This is a genomic window from Janthinobacterium sp. HH106 (assembly GCF_001758725.1).
GTDB lineage: Bacteria > Pseudomonadota > Gammaproteobacteria > Burkholderiales > Burkholderiaceae_D > Janthinobacterium.
Window position 1 is genome coordinate 1 of record NZ_LRIC01000041.1, and the last position, 20680, is coordinate 20680.

At 63.1% G+C, this 20680-nt stretch carries 20 protein-coding genes and 1 tRNA gene; 11 read left to right on the top strand and 10 right to left on the bottom strand.

Translation table 11 applies throughout. The annotated features are described in order from the left end of the window. Positions 1 to 270: 270 nt before the first annotated feature. On the bottom strand, positions 271 to 837 hold the full coding sequence (locus tag JAB8_RS16285; protein WP_070290622.1) for a YceI family protein: 567 nt from the start codon (positions 835 to 837) through the stop codon (positions 271 to 273). A 466-nt stretch (positions 838 to 1303) separates the two neighbouring features. On the opposite strand from JAB8_RS16285, the gene JAB8_RS16290 reads away from it, so the two are divergent. The 4 genes from JAB8_RS16290 (at position 1304) to JAB8_RS16305 (ending at position 4416) form a co-directional block, all read left to right on the top strand. Then, positions 1304 to 1762 (top strand): YbaN family protein, encoded by a 459-nt coding sequence (locus JAB8_RS16290; protein WP_071650222.1) that lies wholly within the window; start codon positions 1304 to 1306, stop codon positions 1760 to 1762. Between the two features lie 324 nt (positions 1763 to 2086). Continuing rightward, complete coding sequence (locus JAB8_RS16295) at positions 2087 to 2896, top strand: methionine ABC transporter ATP-binding protein (protein WP_070222288.1); 810 nt, start codon at positions 2087 to 2089, stop codon at positions 2894 to 2896. Next, positions 2889 to 3563 (top strand): methionine ABC transporter permease, encoded by a 675-nt coding sequence (locus JAB8_RS16300; RefSeq protein ID WP_070222290.1) that lies wholly within the window; start codon positions 2889 to 2891, stop codon positions 3561 to 3563. Before JAB8_RS16295 ends, JAB8_RS16300 begins: the two co-directional genes overlap by 8 nt. 25 nt (positions 3564 to 3588) lie before the next feature. Continuing rightward, positions 3589 to 4416, top strand: a complete 828-nt coding sequence (locus tag JAB8_RS16305) for a MetQ/NlpA family ABC transporter substrate-binding protein (RefSeq protein ID WP_070222292.1) — start codon at positions 3589 to 3591, stop codon at positions 4414 to 4416. 78 nt (positions 4417 to 4494) lie between these two features. Here the strand turns inward: JAB8_RS16305 and JAB8_RS16310 are convergent, their stop codons facing one another. Then, positions 4495 to 5112, bottom strand: coding sequence for an OmpW family outer membrane protein (locus tag JAB8_RS16310; protein WP_070222294.1), 618 nt, complete (start codon positions 5110 to 5112; stop codon positions 4495 to 4497). Between the two features lie 363 nt (positions 5113 to 5475). Here JAB8_RS16310 and fur point away from each other — a divergent pair, with 363 nt between their 5' ends. The 7 genes from fur (at position 5476) to JAB8_RS16345 (ending at position 10203) form a co-directional block, all read left to right on the top strand. After that, complete coding sequence (gene fur, locus JAB8_RS16315; protein WP_034756687.1) at positions 5476 to 5916, top strand: ferric iron uptake transcriptional regulator; 441 nt, start codon at positions 5476 to 5478, stop codon at positions 5914 to 5916. Positions 5917 to 5990: 74 nt separating this feature from the next. After that, positions 5991 to 6353 carry a MerR family transcriptional regulator gene (locus JAB8_RS16320; protein WP_070222296.1) on the top strand — a complete coding sequence of 121 codons (363 nt, stop codon included), beginning with the start codon at positions 5991 to 5993 and terminating at the stop codon, positions 6351 to 6353. A 73-nt stretch (positions 6354 to 6426) separates the two neighbouring features. Then, positions 6427 to 7017 carry an NAD(P)H-dependent oxidoreductase gene (locus JAB8_RS16325; RefSeq protein ID WP_070222298.1) on the top strand — a complete coding sequence of 197 codons (591 nt, stop codon included), beginning with the start codon at positions 6427 to 6429 and terminating at the stop codon, positions 7015 to 7017. 180 nt (positions 7018 to 7197) lie between these two features. After that, positions 7198 to 8415 carry a SpoIIE family protein phosphatase gene (locus JAB8_RS16330; RefSeq protein ID WP_070222300.1) on the top strand — a complete coding sequence of 406 codons (1218 nt, stop codon included), beginning with the start codon at positions 7198 to 7200 and terminating at the stop codon, positions 8413 to 8415. Positions 8416 to 8480: 65 nt separating this feature from the next. Beyond that, positions 8481 to 9038 (top strand): SiaB family protein kinase, encoded by a 558-nt coding sequence (locus tag JAB8_RS16335; protein WP_070222302.1) that lies wholly within the window; start codon positions 8481 to 8483, stop codon positions 9036 to 9038. A 22-nt stretch (positions 9039 to 9060) separates the two neighbouring features. Continuing rightward, the gene (locus tag JAB8_RS16340; RefSeq protein ID WP_070222304.1) at positions 9061 to 9459 is read left to right on the top strand and encodes a DUF1987 domain-containing protein; all 399 of its coding nucleotides are present in this window, start codon (positions 9061 to 9063) and stop codon (positions 9457 to 9459) included. Positions 9460 to 9462: 3 nt separating this feature from the next. After that, a complete protein-coding gene (locus JAB8_RS16345; RefSeq protein WP_070290611.1) occupies positions 9463 to 10203 on the top strand; it encodes a GGDEF domain-containing protein in 741 nt (246 codons plus the stop codon). 14 nt (positions 10204 to 10217) lie between these two features. On the opposite strand, the gene JAB8_RS16350 is transcribed toward JAB8_RS16345, so the two are convergent. The 8 genes from JAB8_RS16350 to fdnG form a co-directional block, all read right to left on the bottom strand. Further along, the gene (locus JAB8_RS16350) at positions 10218 to 10928 is read right to left on the bottom strand and encodes a transporter substrate-binding domain-containing protein (RefSeq protein WP_230491961.1); all 711 of its coding nucleotides are present in this window, start codon (positions 10926 to 10928) and stop codon (positions 10218 to 10220) included. A gap of 171 nt (positions 10929 to 11099) precedes the next feature. Then, a tRNA-Sec gene (locus JAB8_RS16355) sits at positions 11100 to 11195 on the bottom strand. Then, positions 11174 to 13159, bottom strand: coding sequence for a selenocysteine-specific translation elongation factor (gene selB, locus JAB8_RS16360; protein WP_071654422.1), 1986 nt, complete (start codon positions 13157 to 13159; stop codon positions 11174 to 11176). Before selB ends, JAB8_RS16355 begins: the two co-directional genes overlap by 22 nt. Next, positions 13156 to 14577 (bottom strand): L-seryl-tRNA(Sec) selenium transferase, encoded by a 1422-nt coding sequence (selA, locus tag JAB8_RS16365; RefSeq protein WP_070290613.1) that lies wholly within the window; start codon positions 14575 to 14577, stop codon positions 13156 to 13158. The genes selB and selA overlap by 4 nt, the downstream gene beginning before the upstream one ends. Continuing rightward, on the bottom strand, positions 14574 to 15629 hold the full coding sequence (gene fdhE / locus JAB8_RS16370) for a formate dehydrogenase accessory protein FdhE (protein WP_070290614.1): 1056 nt from the start codon (positions 15627 to 15629) through the stop codon (positions 14574 to 14576). The genes selA and fdhE overlap by 4 nt, the downstream gene beginning before the upstream one ends. Positions 15630 to 15804: 175 nt before the next feature. Then, positions 15805 to 16476 carry a formate dehydrogenase subunit gamma gene (locus JAB8_RS16375; protein WP_070290615.1) on the bottom strand — a complete coding sequence of 224 codons (672 nt, stop codon included), beginning with the start codon at positions 16474 to 16476 and terminating at the stop codon, positions 15805 to 15807. Further along, a complete protein-coding gene (gene fdxH / locus JAB8_RS16380) occupies positions 16466 to 17386 on the bottom strand; it encodes a formate dehydrogenase subunit beta (protein ID WP_070290616.1) in 921 nt (306 codons plus the stop codon). Before fdxH ends, JAB8_RS16375 begins: the two co-directional genes overlap by 11 nt. 13 nt (positions 17387 to 17399) lie before the next feature. Next, positions 17400 to 20471 (bottom strand): formate dehydrogenase-N subunit alpha, encoded by a 3072-nt coding sequence (fdnG, locus tag JAB8_RS16385; RefSeq protein ID WP_083287763.1) that lies wholly within the window; start codon positions 20469 to 20471, stop codon positions 17400 to 17402. Between the last annotated feature and the right edge of the window lie 209 nt (positions 20472 to 20680).

The following is a 20680-nucleotide window of genomic DNA, read 5'->3' on the forward strand; positions in this document are numbered from 1 at the left end:
GGAAAAATATTTGATCCGGCCTTGCACGCCGCTTGACGGGGATAACAGTATCTACCACCATCCAAAATATGGGCAGGAGGCGCATCACCTGGCGTGAAAGCCCGCGTAGGTCGGATGAGCGGCACGCCGCGTAATCCGGCACCTTGTTGGCGGCTCATGTCGGATTACGCGCGGCGTTGCCGCACTAATCCGACCTACCGCCACCACCCACTCAAAAAAAATGGCGGCGGACCGAAGTCCGCCGCCATTTTTACGTCATGCAGCCAACGATTACTGCTTGATGGCTTCGATCGCAAACGTCAGGGTCACGTCATCGCTAACGGCCGGCGCATATTTGCCGGCGTTGAATTCCGAGCGCTTGATCTTGGCCGTGGCGTTGGCGCCGCACGCGTCTTTTTTCAGCATCGGGTGCGGTGCGCAGTTGAACGAGGTGACGGTCAGGGTCACTGGCTTGGTCACGCCTTTCAGGGTCAGGTTGCCTTCCACGGAGGCCAGCTTGTCGCCGTCGAAATTGAACTTGGTCGATTTGTACGTGGCGACGGGATACTTGGGCGTGTCGAGGAAGTCTTCGCCCTGGATGTGCGAGTTGAACAGGGTCGAACCCGTATCGACGGACTTGGTGTCGATCAGCACTTCGACGGCGCCCGTCCTGGCGGCGCGGTCCAGGGTAACCTTGCCGGTGGTGTTATTGAAACGGCTTTGCTGCGTCGAGAAACCCATGTGGGTGTATTCGAAACGGGGGAAAGTATGGCTGCCATCGATGACATAGACTTCCGGAGCGGCAAAGGCGGACAGCGAGAAGCCGGCGGCGGCGATAAAAGCGAGCAGTTTTTTCATTGTAAATTCCTGTTTGGAGTGGAGGATGTCAAAACCGCAACCGGCGGCAGGCGGGAAGCGCTGCGGCTGATTGTCTGGCTTCAGTTGCAACAGATTATGCATGGCATGAAGATCGATGTAAAACGGAAAATATACCTAGTTAGCATCGAAAAAATCGATAATAACGGTAAGGATGTCCACGACAACGTCTTCTGTTGCCGATTATTGTCTGCATTGCCAAAAATATCCAGCGTTATCCGGCGCCTCAGACCAGGCCGCAAATGAGAATGATTCTTGTTATTACCCTGCAGGATTGTTATCATTGCGGCCCCGGCAAGCCTGCAGCTTCGCCTTGATTCCTCCATAATAGCGCAGCACATACGGCAAAAAACATGACGGCCACCCGCCACGATACGCACACCTTGAACGCACAGCCCATCGTTTCCCCGCCCCGCAGCCAGGGCCTGACAGCCGGCGCCCTCGCCTGATGGGCGAGCCGCACGCCCAGGCTTCCCTGCGCGAAGCGCACGGCGCGCGCCTGCGCCGCTGGGCCTGGACCGCTGCCGGCGCCCTGATGGTGCTGCTGGGGATCATCGGCGCCATGCTGCCCGTCATGCCGACGACGATTTTCCTGATCCTCGCCCTGGCCTGCTTCAGCCGCGCCTCGCCGCGCCTCGAGCACTGGCTGCTGCACCATCCGCGCTTCGGCCCATCGCTGCGCCAGTGGCGCGAACACCGCGCCGTGTCGCGGCGCGGCAAGGCCATGGCTTGCCTGGGCATGGCCATCGGCTTCGTCGCCATGTGCCTCGGCCATCCGCCGTGGTGGGTCATCGCCATGGTGGGCGCCATGGAGCTCGCCGTGCTCATCTACCTGTTGCGCCGTCCCGAAGGTCCTGCGGCCAGCGGAGCAGAATCTGCCCGTGAAGAGGACAATCGCAGGCAGTAAACGGCCGTGCCTGCGGCGAAAAAACGGCAACTGAGCCGAACCGCACATAAAATCACCGCGATGCCTGCACAGGGCGCGTCGAACTTTTCACCAAGATGCGGTTCCGCCACGCCCATCGGCGCGATTAAATTCGGCAAGAACGCCGCTTTTCCGCTTTTTTCACTTGAAAACAGTCGCATAGACATTATTTGCATATTCAAAGCAAGATTCTGTCGTAGGAGTAATAACACGATCGGAGGTATACTACGCAACCGACGTAACAGGCTGGGCGATTTGGCCCCTGCAAGCACGCCTGTGACGGTCCAATAAAAAAGGAAACACTGCATGACCACACCACACCGTACGCCGGTGATTCGCATCGATGGCGCGAACAAGACCTTCGCGCTGCCCAAGGGCGAACAATTCCACGCGGTCAAATCGGTCACGCTGGAAGTCTATCCCGGTGATATTTTCGGCCTGATCGGCAAGAGCGGCGCCGGCAAATCGACCCTGCTGCGCCTGATTAACCTGCTCGAGCGCCCCGACAGCGGCACCATTACCGTGGCCGGGCGCGAACTGACCCGCCTGGGCAAGAGCGAGCTGCGCGACGCGCGCCAGAATATCGGCATGATTTTCCAGCAATTCAATCTGCTGCAAAACGCCAGCGTCTTCGACAACGTCGCCTTCCCCCTGAAAATCCATGGCACGACCAAGGGCGAGCAGATCGCCGCCAGAGTCGAGGAATGCCTGGCGCTGGTCGGCCTGTCCGACAAGCTGCACAGCTATCCGGCGCAATTGTCCGGCGGGCAGAAGCAGCGCGTGGCGATCGCCCGCGCCCTGGCCAGCCACCCCGACGTGCTGCTGTGCGACGAGCCGACGTCCGCGCTGGACGCGGAAACGACGCGCGCCCTGCTCGACACCCTGCGCGACATCAATGCGCGCCTCGGCGTGACCATCGTCATCGTCAGCCATGAGCTGTCGGTGCTGGGCGCCATCTGCAACCGCGTGGCCGTCGTGGAAAACGGCGCCATCGCCGAACAATTCGACTTGAGCGACACGGCCACTCCGCGCAAGACGGCGCTGGGACGCGAGCTGGCGTATTACGGCACCGAAGCGTTTGAAGCCACCGCATGGAAGGATGCAACACATGTTTGAAGAATCGATCAATAACGTCGTCAAGCTGCTGCCGGAAATCTGGGTGGCGCTGGGCCAGACCATGACCATGCTGGGCATCGGCTTGACCGCCGCCATCCTGATCGGCGGCCCGCTGGGCATTTTGCTGTTCCTCGTCTCGGAAGGCCAGTCGCTGGAAAACCGTCCCCTGTCGACGATCCTGGGCTGGCTGGTGAATACCGTGCGCAGCTTCCCCTTCATCATTTTGCTCGTCGCCCTGACGCCGTTTACGCGCATCATCGCGGGCACCTCGATCGGCCCGCTGGCGGCTGCCGTGCCGCTGTCGTTCGCCGCCATTCCCTACCTGGCGCGCCTGGTGGAACAGAACCTGCGCGAAGTGCCGCGCGGCGTGATCGAAGCGGCGCACGCCATGGGCGCGTCGGAAATGCAGATCATCTTCCGCGTGCTGCTGGTCGAAGCGCGCTCCGGCCTGGTGCTGGCGCTGACCGTGCTGTCGATCAGCTTCCTGTCGTATTCGGCCGTGGCCGGCGTGGTGGGCGGCGGCGGTATCGGCGACCTGGCCATCCGTTACGGCTACTACCGCTTCGAGACGGACATCATGGTCGCCACCGTGGCCATCCTGATCGTGCTGGTGCAAACCATCCAGTTCGCCGGCACGCGCATCGCCAAGCGCCTCGACAAACGTTAATTCAAATTCAGAAACAAGGACCTGCATGAACCACCTTCGCCGTAATTTGCTCCTGGCCGCCGCCAGCCTGGCCTTCGCCACCGCCGCCCACGCCAAGGACCCGAAAGAACTCGTCATCGGCACCAGCTCCGGCCCGTATTCCGACCAGCTGAAGCTGGGCATCAAGCCTATCCTGGAAAAACAGGGCTACAAGGTCAAGATCGTGGAATTCAACGACTACGTGCAGCCGAACTACGCGCTGGCCGAAGGGTCGCTGGACGCCAACGTGTTCCAGCACATCGTCTACCTGACCAAATTCGCCACCGATAACAAGCTGCCATTGAGCTCCTTGATCACCGTGCCGACCATGCCGATCGGCCTGTACGGCGGCAAGCAGAAAACCCTGGCCGACGTGAAGAACGGCGCCACCATCACCATGCCGAACGACCCGACCAACCAGGCGCGCGCGCTGGTGATGCTGGCCAAGATGGGCTGGATCAAGCTCAAACCGAACGTCGACCCGCTGCGCGCGTCCGAACGCGACGTGCTGGAGAACCCGAAGAAGCTGAAACTGGTGCCGCTGGAAGCGGCGCAGCTGCCACGTTCGCTGGCAGACGCCGACTACGCCTTTGTGAACGGTAACTTCGCCCTGGCCGCCGGCATGAAGCTGACCTCGGCCCTCTCCGTGGAAAAGATCTCGGACAGCTACATCAACCTGGTCGCCATCCGCACGGCCGACAAGGCCAAGCCATGGGTGAAGGACCTGGAAGCGGCCTACCGCTCGCGCGCCTTCCTCGACGCGACGAACAAATACCTGGCCGGTTACGAAAAGACGGACTACCAGCTGGCGCTGGAAAAGACGCTGAAAAAATAAACAGCGTGCACCAAACGTAAAAAGGACGGCCAAGGCCGTCCTTTTTTATTGTCCGCGCCTTGCGGGCGCCATCACTATTTAGAAGCGGTAGCCCACGCCTACGCCGATCAGGATAGGATCGACTTTGACTTCGCTGATCTTGGCGCCGCCGGCCAGTACGTCGCTGCGGATCTGTACTTTCTTGATGTCGAAGTTCAGCGACCAGTTTTTGTCCAGTTTGTAATCGACACCGGCTTGCAGCGAGTAGCCCCAGCTGTCATGCTCCAGGCGGCCTGCGCCGTTCAGCAATTTCACGTCCGAGATATTCGTGTAGTTCACGCCGGCACCTACGTATGGGCTGAACTGTTTTTCAGGCATGAAGTGGTATTGCAGCGACAGGGTCGGCGGCAAATGCTTGAAAGTACCGATCTTCGTGCCGGACAAGGTAACGTCATGCTTTTGCGGATACGTCAGGATCAGCTCGGCAGCGATGTTAGGCGTGAAGAAATACGAAATATCGATTTCAGGAATCGTCTTGCTGCTGACGTGAATAAGGTCGGATGCGCCGACGCCACCAACAGGAGCAGATTTGTTGGCCGGATCGATGTGCACGGCGCGGGCACGGACCAGCCATGGGCTTTCCTGTGCCATTGCGTTGCCGGCGAAGGCGCCGATGGCGGCCAGGACGATTGCTGCTGCAGTTGCGGACTTTTTCATTCTAGTTCCCTCTTTTTGTCGTTAAGTAACGCTGCGAAGTCTAAGAGTGCAGTGCAACAAAAACTTTGATCCACATCAAATAGTGCTAGATGGCATCACTAGACGGATTTTTTCCTTTGCCCAAGTCAAGAAAATGCGGCAATGCAGCGTGACCGATGCAAGGTCCCCTATTTCAGCGGCCAGCCAGCCGCGCAATGCTGAGACAAGTTGCGCGCCGCGCAATGGTTACTTGCGCCGATGTCACTGGATTGCCGCCGGCCCCTGCAGCATACTATTTCCAGTGCACACATGAGAATGGTAATGATTATCATTTGCGATATAATGGCTTACCTCGCTCAGCGACTACAAAAAGGAATGGGAGACATGGATATATTGAGGGAACTGCGTGAATCGGGCTTGAAAGTGACCATCCCCCGCTTGCGGATTCTGCAGCTGTTCCAGGAAGGCACGATCAAGCACCTGAGTGCGGACGATGTCTACAAACTCTTGCTGGCTGAAAAGATCGACGTGGGCCTGGCCACCATCTACCGCGTACTGATGCAGTTTGCCGAGGCCGGCATTCTGTTTCGCCGGCACTTCGAATCGGGCCACGCCGTGTTCGAACTGAATGAAGGCCAGCACCACGACCACCTGGTCTGCACGGGTTGCGGCAAGGTCGATGAATTCGTCGACGAAGGCATCGAACTGCGCCAGAACGAGATCGCCGCCGAACGGGGCTTCGTGCTGCACGAGCACGCGCTGTCGCTGTACGGCACCTGCGCCGAGTGCACGGCGAAGAAAGTCCCGCCGCGCAAAGCCTCCTGAGGCAGCGCGGAAGGTAGCGCCTGGCAAGCCACCTGCGCTACACTGCGTGCGCCGCAGCTCAACAAGGGACAAGCATGTACATCGGAGAAATCGCCCGCCTGGCGGGCACCTCGCCCAAGGCCTTGCGCCACTATGAAGCGCTGGGCTTGCTGGGCGACGTGCGCCGTTCCGGCGCCTATCGCGTCTACACGCAGCAAGACCTGGCGCAGGTCAAACTGATACGCCAGGCGCAGGTCCTGGGCTTCCGCCTGGCCGAACTGCTGCCCGTCCTGGCCGGCGACGATACGGACTGGGCCGCCCTGTCGCGGCACATTGACGCCAAGCGCGCGCAGGTGCGGCAGGATATCGCCCGCCTGCGCCAGCTCGACGCGCAGCTGGCCGACATCGACACGGAAATCCGCGACTGCCTGGCGCGCCAGCAACTGCAGGCAGCCTGACACTGCGCGCTTGACTCTGCCCCCAGGGGCAGGCTTTAGCATGCAAGCTCTTCTTTAACGGACAGCCTGCATCATGACCAAGACGACACCCAAGCGCATTTTAATTCTCCTCGGCCATCCCTCCAGCGACAGTTTCTGCGCCGCCCTGGCCGAGGCCTACGCCGCCACGGCCCGCAGCGCAGGCCATACCGTGCGCGAACTGCGCCTGGGCCAGCTGGACTTCGACCAGAACCTGCATGAAGGCTACCGCCAGGTACAGCCGCTGGAGCCAGACTTGCTGGCCGCGCAGGAAGCCATCAGCTGGGCCGAACACCTGGTGTTCGCCTACCCGATCTGGTGGGGCGGCGCGCCGGCCCTGCTGAAAGGTTTTGTCGACCGTATCTTCCTGCCCGGCTTTGCCTTCAAATACCGCCCGGGCAAGGCCTTTCCCGCCCAGCTGCTGAAGGGCCGCACGGCGCAGCTGCTGGTGGCGATGGACACGCCGCCCTGGTATTTCCGCTGGGTCTACCACATGCCCGGCATTCACCAGCTGCGCAAGACGACCCTGGAATTTTGCGGCGTCAAGCCGGTCAAGGTGGCCTGCTTCGGCCCCATGATCGATTCCACCGGCACGCAGCGCGCGCGCTGGCTGGAGCAGGCACAGGCGCTGGCCAGGCGTCTGTAAGCCCGGCAACGGATTGCCATGCAGCCATCTTGCATACGGTTTTGACAAGCCGGTAATCAAGCCGTCATATTCAGCGGCTACCATGATGATATTGCCTGTTTGTCAGTCGCCTTGCTCTCGCGACAACAAAGGTCCGATCGTCATGTAAAGGTAGCCGCTGTGGAGTTCAACGCTTCTCGATTGCATCTTCCCCGTTATCGCACGTCCGTGGCGCTTGATCTGTGCGTTCCCACGGAATCCGTGCAGGCCGACGCCAGCAACTTCGCCGTGCTGGAATTGTTCACGGAACGGCGTGACATGATGAGCCTGCCCGTCACGGAACAGCAAAAGCCGATCGGCTTGATCAGCCGCAATATCTTCATGTCGCAGATGTCCAAGCCCTTTTATCACGAGGTGTACGGCAAGAAGAGCTGCATCGCCTTCATGGACAAGGAACCGCTGATCGTCGATGGCGCCATGAGCATCGAAGACCTCACCTTCCGCGCCGTGGAAGCGGGAGAGAAGGCGCTGGCCGACGGCTTCATCATCACCGAGGATGGCGCGCTGGCCGGCGTGGGCTTCGGCCTGCAGCTGATGAACGTGGTGGCCACCATGCAGGCGGAAAAGAACCGGCAGATCATGCACAGCATCGATTACGCCAGCGTGATCCAGCGCGCGCTGCTGCGCACCTCCGATGCGGAATTGCGCGCCACCCTGCCCGACGCGCACCTGGAATGGCAGCCGCGCGACGTCGTCGGCGGCGACTTCTACTTTTTCGAACGCCACGAAGGGGGCTGGTTCGCCGCCATCGCCGACTGCACGGGCCACGGCGTGCCGGGCGCCTTCATGACCCTGATCGCCTCGTCGGCCCTGAGCCAGGCCTTGCGCGAACGGGGGCCGCGCGATCCGGCCGCCCTGATCGGCGCCGTCAGCCGCGCCATCAAGACCCTGCTGGGCCAGGACGGCGCCGACAGCGGCGCGGCCACCGGCCACGCCGGCTCGAACGACGGCATGGATTGCGCCTTTTTATGCTACGACACGGCCAGCGCCAGCCTGCGTTTCGCAGGGGCGAAACTGGCGCTCTACGTGGTGGCGCCGGGCGAAGAAGCCGTGCGCGCCATCGATGGCGCGCGCATGGGCGTGGGCTACGTTGACACGCCGGCCGGCTACTGCTGGCACAACGAGACACCCGACATTCCCGCCGGCAGCCTGCTGTTCCTCACCACCGACGGCTTGCTCGACCAGATCGGCGGCGCGCGCGACATCGCCTACGGCAAGCGGCGCATGCGCGAACAGCTGCTGGCGCGGCGCGACGCTCCGGCCGGCGACGTGGCGGCGGCCCTGCTGCAGGACAGCGCCGCCTGGCAGGGAAAACAGCCACGCCGCGACGACCTGACCTTTTTCTGTTTCCGCCTGTAGTCTGGGCGCCATCGAGCCACCTTATCAACAAGACACCGGGTCACCGGCTAGCCAGGAGCACGCACGTGCTGTACGAAGAATTCAACGAGTTTTGGGATGTGGCCCGCAAGCGCAACATCATCTTTTTTTACGTGGGCTATTTCTCGCAGCACGTGGTGAGCGCCATTTCCGAAACCATCAAGGCGCGCCTCGATACGGCCGGCGCGGCCGGGCCCACCCGGCGGCGCATCTTTTCCTCGTTCATCGAGATGTCGCAAAACATCATGCATTATTCAGCCGACAGCCTGACGCCCGATGCGCAGCTGGACCAGCAGATGCGGCGCGGCTCGTTTTGCATCGGCACGCGCGGCGACAGCTTTTTTCTGCTGTGCGCCAACCCCGTCTCGACCGACAACGTGGCGCAGATCCGCGCCCGCCTGGAACCGCTGCACACGATGACGATGGAAGAAATCCGCCTCGCCTACAAGAAGGCCCTGCGCGAGGAAGCGCCATCGGACAGCAAGGGCGCGGGCCTGGGTTTTCTCACCATGGCGCGCGATGCCAGCGAGCCGCTGGAATTCGAATTCGTCCAGGACCCACAGGAACCTGGCCACACCATCTTCTGCATCAAAGCCATCATTTGAAAGAGCCGACTCAGGAAAGCATATGCAATTACCGTCACCACTGTTCATCGCCGCGACCCCGAGTTCGCCCGAAATCGACTTCCGTTTCGAGCAGCACACCCTGTCGATCAAGGGCGAGTCGTATCCGGAAAACGCGGCCGCCTTCTATGGTCCGCTGATCGCCGCCGTGCGCGCCTATCTGGAAGGCTGCCGCGAAGCTGCCATCACCGTCAACGTCTCGCTGGCCTACTTCAACAGCTCCAGCACGAAGATGCTGTTTACCCTGTTCGACACCCTGAACCAGGCGGCCGTGGACGGCAACCAGGTGCGCCTGAACTGGTATCACGACGAGGACGACGACACCATCCTGGAATTCGGCCAGGAGCTGCAGCAGGATTTTACGGCCCTCGACTTCCACGACCATCCCGTGCAGGGCAGCTAGGGCATGCGCGCCGCCATCTCCGAGTCCGGCCTGGAGCCCGACCTGTTCACCGTGGAAGCGGCAGCGCTGGCCGCCGCGCGCCGCATGCACGCCGACGCCAACGCCTCGGGCGCGGAACAACGGCGCGTGCTCGGTGAACTGATCGTTCACTACGAGCGGCTGATGCGCGAGACGCGCCGCCTGATCGGCCGCAGCGACCGCGCCGAGCGCGACATGCATCTGCTGAACCGCCAGCTGCAAACCCTGGCCGGCCAGCTCGAATACCGCGCCACGCACGACCCGCTGACGGGCGCCCTGAACCGCGGCGCCGTGATCGACCACGCCTCGCGCTGCCTGGCGCAGGGTGACATGGCGCTGATCGTGCTCGATATCGACCTGTTCAAGCAAGTCAACGACGACTTCGGCCACCCGGCCGGCGACGGCGTGATCCAGGCCGTGGTCGACTGTTTGAAAGGATTATTGGGACAGGAAACGGCCATCGGCCGGGTCGGCGGCGAAGAGTTTTCCGTCGTCTGGCCCACCTCCTCGCGCGACGAAGCGGCGCAAGTGGCGCAGCGCATCTGCGAGACGGTCGGCAGCCAGCGCCATGCGGCGCCCATCACGCGCGCCATCACCATCAGCGTGGGCCTGAGCTGGAACCGCGCCGGCACGCCGTTCGAAACGGCCTACAGCCATGCGGACCAGGCCCTGTACCAGGCCAAGCGCGAAGGACGCAACTGCGTGCGCCAGTGGCTGGAGAGTTAAGTCGATGCGCTGAATCAGCGCAGCTGTTCGCGCGCCATGCTGCCGTCGCGGCGCATGGCCGCTGCCGCGCGCTGCATCGCCGCCACCTGCGCCTCGGGCACCTTGAGGTTGCAGGCCAGGTAAGTCTGCACGCGGTTGAAAGTCAGCAGGGGCACCACCTTGCCTTCCCATTCCTTGCCGACGAAAGGCTTGCTGCCCACCGCCAGGCCGACTGCCCACAGGTCGATGCGCCCGAGCAGCAGCTTTTGCGGATTGATCCACTCCTGCGTGACAGGCGCCACGTTCATGCCGTGCTGGCGCAGGTAGTCGTCGCGCGCGTCGCCCAGCACCGTGCCGATCACCAGGCCGCGCGCATCGGCCAGGGTGCGCAGCGCCAGATGCCGCTCGGCCAGGCCATACAGTATCCACTCCGCTTCGTTGAGGGGGCCGATCCAGCGAAATTGCGCTTCGCGCTCTTGCGTGCGCGTGGTGGAAAAGATGCAGGTGTCAGGCTCGCGCAGCGCCTGCGCATACGCGCGCTTCCACGGCAGCAGTTCCATCGTATAGCCGATGCCGGCGCGCGCCATGATGTCACGCACCTTCAGCGTTTCGCGTCCCACGACGACATTGCCTTCCATCATGCTCGACGGCGGCAAATGCTCGCCGACGATGCGCAGGCCCGCCGCCCCGGCCGCCGCCGGCAGCAACAGCGCCGCCAGCAGCCATGCCATGCTTGCTTGTTTCATGCTTGCCTTCTTCTACCACAGGGGATACGCAGCCCTGCACCTGCAGGATGGTACCATCGGCCCCCGCCGGCCATGGCCAAAGGTTGTCAGCTAAACCATTATTTTTCCGTAACGTGGCTCAGGGCCAACGCCGGGATCATCATGCGAGGGGAGGATGGCGAGAAAAACAAGTGGCGGAAAACAGTAGGAGTCGAACCTACGGGAGAACGTCTGACGCCCTCCACCGGGTTTGAAGCCCGGCCACATCACCGGATGAGTGTGCTTTCCGCGGTGCCTGAGCTAGCTGTTGGGGCTGCGGTGTAGGACCACAACGCCTGCGGGCGCAATAGATGCCCATTGCCAACACGGCGAGTATAACCGACGCGGTCGAAGAATTCCAAGACCTGGATCGCCCGCTTGCGGCCCAGGCCGCTGGCGTCACGGAAAGTGGCCGCGCCCACGGCGCCATTGCCTGCCGGTAAGCCGGCATCCTCTTCCGCCTTGCGCGCCAGTTCCCGCACCAGTTGCGCCAGCTCGGCCAGCGCCGCCTGGTGATAGAACAGGTCGTGCACCACCTGGCTGATCTGCCCTGCCTTGGCAAGCTTGCGCAGGAGCCGGCGCGTTTCGTCCTCGGCCAGGCCGAAGTCGCGCGCCAGGTCGCGCGTCCAGGGCGGATCGGCACGCCCCTGCTCCAGCGCGGCCAGCAAGGGCTCGGCCATGGCCTGCTCCTGCGGCGTCAGTTCCACGCTGTGCGTCGGCAAGTGCAGGCTGGCGCCGCGCGCCAGGATGCTGCCCTGCGCCAGCAAGCCTTCGACCAGATGGCTCCACAAGGCGTCTTCCATCTCCGCGTCGACGATGCGCTTCAGCCGCCACAGTTCCGGCCCCGCCTCGTCTGGAGCACGCGCGTGGAAGGCCGCCAGTGCGGTGAGCACCCGCTCTTGCAGCGCCAGCAACGCGGGCGGCGCCACCAGCAGTGCATCGCCGCCGCGCAGGGCGATGCGCCGCGTGTCGGGCGGCAGCGCCAGGGCATGCGCCGGCAGCAGGGACAGGCGCACCAGCAGCGACTCGCGCAGCCCCAGCGGGCTTTGCGCCAGCAGGGCCGCATAGTCGCCGTGCGCGACAAACGCCGCCAGCGCATCGAGCCACGCCAGCCTGGCCGGGCTGCGCCGCTTGCGCGCCGGGCCGAACGGATCGAGCACCATGCCGCCGCCCACCGTCTGCGTCGCCTGCGCGTTGCGCACGACGAAGCGGTCGCCCGGCACGCCGTGCATGGGCGCCTCGAACACCAGTTGCACCCTGCCCGTCTGGCCCGGCGACAGGGTTTCGCCATCGAGCATGACGGCGCGCGCCAGCTGGTGCGCCGCGCCCAGGTGCACGTGCAGCGGCGACCAGGCTTTCAGCTGCACGCCGGCATCGGGCAGCAGGGTCAGTTCCACGTCCAGGCGCTCGGAACACTGCGCCAGCTCGGGCGCGACGATCCAGTTGCCCCGTTCGATGCGCTCGCGGTCGATGCCGGCCAGGTTCAGCGCCAGGCGCTGGCCTGCCATGCCCGTCTCGGCCGCGCGGTTCTGCGCATGGATGCTGCGCACGCGCGCAGGCGCGCCGCCGGGCGCCAGCTGCAGCATGTCGCCCACCTGTGCGCATCCCGCCAGCGCCGTGCCGGTGACGATGGTGCCCTGCCCCGACAAGGTGAACACGCGGTCCACGCCCAGGCGGAACAGCCGGCGCTCGTCGCGTTGCGGCAGGCTGCGCGCCACCTGCGTCAGGTGCGCCAGCAAGGCGGCCACGCCCGCATCGTTGTCGCGATGGGCGGCGGTGGGGAAGACCGGGCTGCCCGCCAGCGGCGTGCCGGCCAGCAGCGCTTCGATGTCCGCCTCCACCTGCGCCACGCGGGCGCTGTCTGCGCGGTCGATCTTGGTCAATGCCACGGCGCCGCGCGTCACGCCCAGCAGCTGCAAGATGGCCAGGTGCTCGTGCGTCTGCGGCATGACGCCGTCGTCGGCCGCCACCACGAGCAGTGCGAAGTCGATGCCCGTCACGCCGGACGCCATGGTGCGGATGAATTTTTCGTGGCCTGGCACGTCGATCACGCCCAGCACCGTGCCATCGGCCAGCGGCAGATAGGCGTAACCGAGTTCAATCGAGATGCCGCGCGCCTGCTCTTCCTTGAGGCGGTCCGTGTGCACACCGGTCAATGCGCGCGTGAGGGTCGTCTTGCCATGGTCGATATGGCCTGCGGTGCCGACGATCATGCGGACAACTCGGCGAGCTGCGCGATGAAAGCCGTCTCGTGCACCGCTTCCAGGCAGCGCAAATCGAGCCACAACGTGTCCTGGCCGATGCGGCCAATGACGGGACGCGGCAAGGCGCGCAAACGCTGTTCCAGCGCGCCCAGCGGATTGCTCAGGCGCGAACCGGGGGCGCTGCGGACGGCCAGGCCAAAGCTGGGCAGCTGGTCGACGGGCAAGGCGCCGCTGCCGATCTGGCTGGTCACGGTTTCGGCGCTGACCACATAGGCGGCACCGAGTACGCTTTGCAGCAGCGGCAGCAGGGTTTGCGCCTGCGCGCGCATGGCGCAAGCGGGACGCGTCAGCAGGCGCAAGGAGGTCAGGCGTTCGGCCAGCAAGTCCGGTGCGCGGTACAGCTGCAGCACGGGGGCCAGGGCCGCCAAGGTGAGTTTGCCCACGCGCAGCGCGCGTTTCAGAGGATTGCGCTTGATCTTCGCGATCAAATCGGCACGCCCGACGATGACGCCGCATTGCGGGCCACCCAGCAATTTATCGCCGCTGAAGGTCACCAGGTCGGCGCCCGCCGCTATCGTCTCGCGCACCGTCGTTTCATGCGGCAGCCCGTATTGCGCCAGGTCGACGAGGGTGCCGCTGCCCAGGTCCACGGCCGTCGGCACGCCGTGTTGTGCCGCCAGCGGCACCAGTTCGTCGAGCTCCACGCTTTTCGTGAAACCGGTGATCGCGTAATTGCTGCAATGGACCTTCATCAGCAAGCTTGTCTGCGCGTTGATCGCGTCCGCATAATCGGCCAGGTGCGTGCGGTTGGTGCTGCCCACTTCGCGCAGCACGGCGCCCGCGCGCGTCATCACGTCGGGAATGCGGAAGGCGCCGCCGATTTCCACCAGCTCGCCGCGCGAGACGACGACCTCTTTATTCTGCGCCAGGGTGTTGAGCATCAGCAGCACGGCGGCCGCATTGTTGTTGACGATGGTGGCCGCTTCGGCCCCCGTCAGTTCGCGCAGCAGTTCCTCGACCAGGTCGTCGCGGTCGCCGCGCTTGCCCGTTTCCAGGTCAAATTCCAGGTTCATCGGCCACTGCAGCGCTTCCACCACGGCTTGCACGGCGGCGTCGGGCAGCAAGGCGCGGCCCAGGTTCGTGTGCAGCACGGTGCCCGTCAGGTTGAACACGGGGCGCAGCCGCGGTTGCGCTTGCGATTGCAGCCGTTCGTCCACCTGCGCGACGATGGCGGCGATCGACGCGCCCTCTTCGCCGAAGTTACCAAAACCCGCACCGGCCAGCATGGCGGTGCGCAGTTCGGCCAGCACGGCGCGCGCGCAGGCCAGGGTCTGCACGCGGCCGTAGTGCGCAATCAGGGCCAGGCAAGCCGCGTCGCCCAGGATGCGGTCTACCGATGGCAGGCGCACGGTCTGCCCCGTCGTCATGCTGGCTGGCCCTCGCCGCTTTCGCTCTTCCCCAGCCACAGCAGCGGATTGCCGCTGGCGCGCTGGTAGCCCGCTTCGCCCACCAGCAGGTCGAGCATCAGGCTGGCCAGGTCGTCGGCCAGCGGTTCGACGTTGTAATCGTGTTCCTGGTTGAAGACTTTTCGATAGGTATGGCAATCGTCGCAGGTTTCCGCGCGCGCCACCTTTTTCGGGTCATTCGCCTTGTTCGGCAATTTGTCGTCCTTCGCCGTCACGGGGTCGAACGGCGCGGCGTCGGCCGCATCGAGGCCCTGGTAGGCGATCTTGCCGTTCTGTTCGCAGGTCGAGCATTTCACGCGCACCATATGCCATTCGCTTTCGCAGATGCCGCAATGCAGGTAGCGGTAGCCCTGCGACTGGCCGCCGATGCGGATCACGCTGGCGACCGGGTGCGAACCGCAGACGGGGCACAGGGTGCCCGTTTCCAGGTCCGGCACGCGCGCGGCGCGCAATTCGCTGGCCGATACCGACCACAGGATTTGCAGGGCGGCCGCGACGAACGGCGCGTGCATGGGATTGAGGTTGTCGCCGTTTTCATCGAGCACGGCATCGGCGCAGGCGTCCAGCGCTGTCGCGTCGAGCGCGCGCAGCTGGGCCAGCACCTGCGTCAGGCCGCCGGACAGGGCCGGCTGGCGTGCCGCCGTGGCGGCCAGTTCATCGAGCAGGCTGGCAAAGATGTCGCGCCAGACGGGCGGACGGGCGCCGCTGACGGGCAGCACTGGCATGCGGTGCTGGATCGCGCGGCGCAGTGCGTCGGGGTCGGCGGCAGGCACGGCGCCGGGCGCCAGTTTTCCCACCACGGCGGCCTGCGCATCGGCCAGCGCGGCCATCAGCAGCAGATAGCCCTGCATGCCCGCGTCGACGGGGATGCCCTTGATATTGCCCTGCGCCAGTTCGCGCAAGCGCTGTGCACGCGCCGTAAACAGGCTGACTGGCTGCGGCAGCAGCAGGCGCGGAATCGCGTTGTGGTCCAGGCCTTCGATTTCGCCTGGCTGGAGTATGCGTTGTACCAATGGAGTTTTCCCATCAAAAAAAGCACAACACGGCCAGCGGAGTTGGCTGTGCTGTAAAAGTATTTTAATCGATAAAAAGAAAGGGGCCAGTCCTGGGGGACTGGCCCTGGCATACGAAAACGCCGGCGGCGGAGCATGTCGGCTTACGCGAAGCTAAGCCGACCTACCCTGCTGCCTACTTTCTCGTATTACGGATTACCGATTCAAACCACTTCGGATGGTGCTTGCGCGCCCAGCCGTAGGTGACGGTGCCGCGCACCATGGCGCCGATCGAGCCCTTGACCCACAGAGCGGCATAGATGTGCACGATGATGGCGCAGATGATGCCGAATGCGCAACCGGCATGCAGCAAGGCGGCAAAGCGCACGACGTCGATCGGGAAATAGAACGCGAAGTACGCGCGCCAGATCACGATGCCCGACAATAGCAAGCCCACCATGCAGAACAGCAGCACGAAGAACAGGATCTTCTGGCCGGCATTGTATTTGCCGATCTTCGGAAGCTTCTCCTCGCGGTTGTTGAGCACGTCGTCCATCTGTTTCAGCCACTGCTTGTCGCCGTCCTCGAACTTGTTGTGGTGCCAGAAGCGCACCACGAGGATGGCGAACGAGACGAACATCACCAGGCCGGCAAACGGATGCAAAATGCGCGTCCATTGCCCGCCGCCGAACAGGTTCGCCAGCCACGCCATCGAGGGATGGAACATGGCCAGGCCGGACAGGGCCAGCATGACGAAGGTGATGGCCGTGACCCAGTGATTCGTGCGCTCATTGGGGTTGTAGCGCTCGATCAAGGGATTGCCATCCTTGTCGCGCAGCTTGCCATCGTGAAGGTCACTATGCTTCATGCTGTTCCTCCCGGATGCGCTTGGCCTCTTCCAGCGCCTCGTGCTCTTCGTCCTTGCTCACTTCGTTCGGGCCGACACGCGTGTAATGGAAGAAGCCTGCCAGTGCCGTGGCAGCCATGCCGGCCACCGCCAGCGGCTTGGACCAGCCCTTCCAGAAGCCCACCATCGGGCTGATGCGCGGGCGTTCCGGCAAGTTCGAATACAGCTTCGGCTTGTCGGCATGGTGCAGCACGTACATCACGTGCGTGCCGCCCACGCCCAGCGGATCGTACAGGCCTGCATTTTCGAAACCGCGCGACTTCAGGTCGACGATGCGCTCTTCCGCATGCACCTTCATGTCTTCCTTGGTGCCGAAGACGATGGCGCCCGTCGGGCAGGTTTTCACGCAGGCCGGTTCCTGGCCCACGGCGACGCGGTCCGAGCACAAGGTGCACTTGTAGGCGCGGTCGTCCTTTTTCGAAATGCGGGGCACGTCGAAAGGACAGCCGGCCACGCAGTAGCCGCAGCCGATGCAGTTTTCCTGGTGGAAATCCACGATGCCGTTCGTGTATTGCACGATGGCGCCCGGCGCCGGACAGGCTTTCAAACAGCCCGGGTCCTCGCAGTGCATGCAGCCATCCTTGCGGATCAGCCACTCGAGGTTGCCGTCGTTGTTTTCGTGTTCGGCAAAACGCATCACCGTCCACGATTGCGGCGTCAGGTCCGTCGGATTGTCATAGGTGCCATGGTTTTCGCCGACTTCGTCGCGCAAGTCGTTCCATTCCATGCACGCCGTCTGGCAAGCCTTGCAGCCGATGCATTTCGACACATCGATCAGCTTGGCCACGGTGCCCGTTACCGGACTGCGCGCTTGCGGCGGCGTTACCGTGGTCGCCGACAGGCGCCGGATATCTAAGGATTGCAGTGCCATTATTGAGCTCCCATCATGCTTTTTCCACCTTCACGAGGAAGGACTTGAATTCCGGCGTTTGCGAATTCGCATCCCCCACGCCCGGCGTCAGGGTGTTGATCAGATACCCCGGCTTGGCCACGCCCGTAAAGCCCCAGTGCAGCGGCAGGCCCACGGTATGCACCGGCTTGCCTTCGATCATCAAGGCCTTGATGCGCTTGGTGACGACGGCCTTGGCGATGATGTGCCCGCGCTTGGAACTGACGCGCACTTCCCCGCCAGCCACGACGCCGATGCTCTTGGCCAGCTCTTCGCCGATTTCAACGAATTGCTGCGGCTGGATGATGGCGTTCAGGCGCGCATGCTTGGTCCAGTAATGGAAATGCTCGGTCAAACGGTAGCTGGTGGCCACATGCGGATATTCCTCGTGCGTGCCGAACATTTTCCGGTCATCGGCGAACACGCGCGCGGCCGGATTGCTGGTCGCCTGCGGGTTTTTCGGATGCATGGGGTTGTAGCCCAGCGGATTTTCGAACGGCTCGTAATGTTCGGGGAACGGCCCTTCGGCCATGGCGCCGCGCGCAAAGAAGCGCGCCACGCCCTCGCCCAGCATGATGAACGGACCCATGCCGTTTTCCGGCGGTTCATCGGCCTTGAAGTCGGGAATGTCGGCCCCGCTCCAGTTCGTGCCATTCCATTCGATCAACTTGCGGGTCGGATCGAAGGCCTTGCCCTTCAAGTCGCACGAGGCGCGGTTGTACAGCACGCGGCGGTTCGCCGGCCACGCCCAGGCCCAGCCCAGAGTCTGGCCGATGCCGGTCGGGTCGCTGTTGTCGCGCCGTCCCATCTGGTTGCCCGCCTGCGTCCAGCTGCCGGCGAAGATCCAGCAACCGCTGGTGGTCGTGCCATCGTCGCGCAATTGCGCAAACGAGGCCAGCTGCTCGCCCTTTTTCACCAGCAGCTTGGTCGGATCTTTCGGATCGTACAAGTCGGCCAGCGCCTTGCCGTTGAATTCGCGGGCGATTTCTTCCGGCTGCGGGTTATGCGGCTGCGCATAATTCCACGTCAGGTTGACGATAGGATCGGGGAACTTGCCGCCCTCTTTCTTGTACATGCTGCGCATGCGCAAGAACAGGCCCGACATGATCTCCAGGTCGCTGCGCGCCTGGCCCGGCGGTTCGGCCGCCTGCCAGTGCCACTGCAGCACGCGCGAGGAACTGACCAGCGAACCGCGTTCTTCGGCGAAGCAGCTCGTCGGCAAGCGGAACACTTCCGTCATGATCTTGGTGGGATCGACTTCGTGGTATTGCCCGTGCGCCTTCCAGAATTCGCCCGTTTCAACGGCCAGCGGGTCCATGATGACGAGGAACTTCAGCTTCGACAGCGCTTCCGTGACCTTCTGCTTGTTCGGCGCGGACGCCAGCACATTGAAGCCCTGGCAGATATAGCCCGTCATCTTGCCTTGGTGCATGTTCTCGATGGCTTGCATCAAGTCATACGGTTTGTCGAGTTTCGGCAGGTAGTCGAAGGCGTAGTTATTGTCCGCGGTGGCGAAATCGCCCCACCACGTCTTCATGAAGCTGACGTGGAATTTGCGGTAATTGCTCCAATAGCTGAGCTGGTTCGGCCGCAGCGGCTTGGTGGCGCGCGCGGCGATGTAGGCGTCGAAATCCTGCTCGCCCTCGTTCGGCAAGGTCATGTAGCCTGGCAACAGGTTCGACATCAGGCCCAGGTCGGTCAAGCCCTGGATGTTCGAGTGGCCGCGCAAAGCGTTCATGCCGCCGCCCGCGATACCCATGTTACCCAGCAGCAACTGCACCATGGCGCCCGTGCGGATGGTCTGCGCGCCCGTCGAGTGGTGCGTCCAGCCCAGCGCGTACAGGATGGTACCGGCGCGTCCCGGCACGGCGGTCGAAGCCAAAGCTTCCGCCACCTTGTGGAACTTGTCGGCCGACACGCCGCACGTCCGCTCGACCATCTCGGTCGTGTAACGCGAGTAGTGCTTCTTCATCATCTGGTAGACGCAGCGCGGGTGTTCCAGGGTCGGGTCGACCTTGGCGTAGCCGTCGTCGCCGATCTCGTAATCCCAGGTGGCCTTGTCGGTGTACTTGCCTTTTTCCTTGTCGAAACCCGAGAACAGGCCGTCCTCGAACGCATAGTCTTCGCGCACGATGAAAGGCATGTCCGTGTAGTTGCGCACGTACTCATGCTGGATCTTGTCGTTCGTCAGCAGATAATTGATGATCGCGCCGAGGAAGACGATGTCCGTGCCGGTACGCGTGGCGCAGTAGTAATCTGCCACGGATGCGGTACGGGTAAAACGCGGATCGACAACGATCAGCTTGGCCTTGTTATGCGCCTTCGCTTCCGTGACCCATTTGAATCCGCAAGGATGTGCTTCTGCTGCATTGCCGCCCATAACCAGGATCACGTCGGCATTCTTGATATCGACCCAATGATTCGTCATCGCGCCACGGCCAAACGTCGGGGCAAGACCTGCCACCGTCGGTCCGTGTCATACACGCGCCTGATTATCAAAGGTCAGCATCCCCATGCTGCGCACTGTCTTGTGGGTCAGATACCCGACCTCGTTGCTGCCGGCGGACGCGGCAAGCATGCCGGTGGAGAGCCAGCGGTTGACGGTCTTGCCGTCGGCATTCTTTTCGATCAGGTTGGCGTCGCGGTCATCCTTCATCAGGCGCGCGATCTTGTCGAGCGCCACATCCCAGGAGATCGGTTGCCATTCCGTGCCGCCCGGTGCGCGGTATTCGGGCACTTTCAGGCGGTTCGGGCTGTGGATGAAGTCGACCAGGCTGGCGCCTTTCGGGCACAGCGTGCCGCGGTTCACCGGGTGATCGGCATCGCCTTCCACGTGGATGATGCTGGAGACGGCATTTTTCGCGCCATCGCCCAGGCCATACAGCAGGACGCCGCAGCCAACGGAACAGTAAGGACAGGTATTGCGGGTCTCGGTCGTGCGAGCCAGCTTGTATTGCCGTACCTCTGCCAACGCCTGCCCCGGCGCGAAACCGAGCAAGGCGAGGCTGGAGCCAGCAATCGTGGCGCCAGTGACCCGAAGGAACTGGCGCCTGGATATCTGAACCATATCAGACCTCTATGATGTGAGTAAATAAAAAGTCATACGGCGTCATGACAGTGTCATATCCATAAGATATAAGCACCATGCCTGTGCCGTATGAGGCGTATTTTACCCCTCAAAGGCAATCAAGGCTCAGTCCACCGGAAAAAATTGCACATAGTCAACATTATTTTATCGGTACCGAATAGTTCCTCTAAACAATACCATCCTGCCCA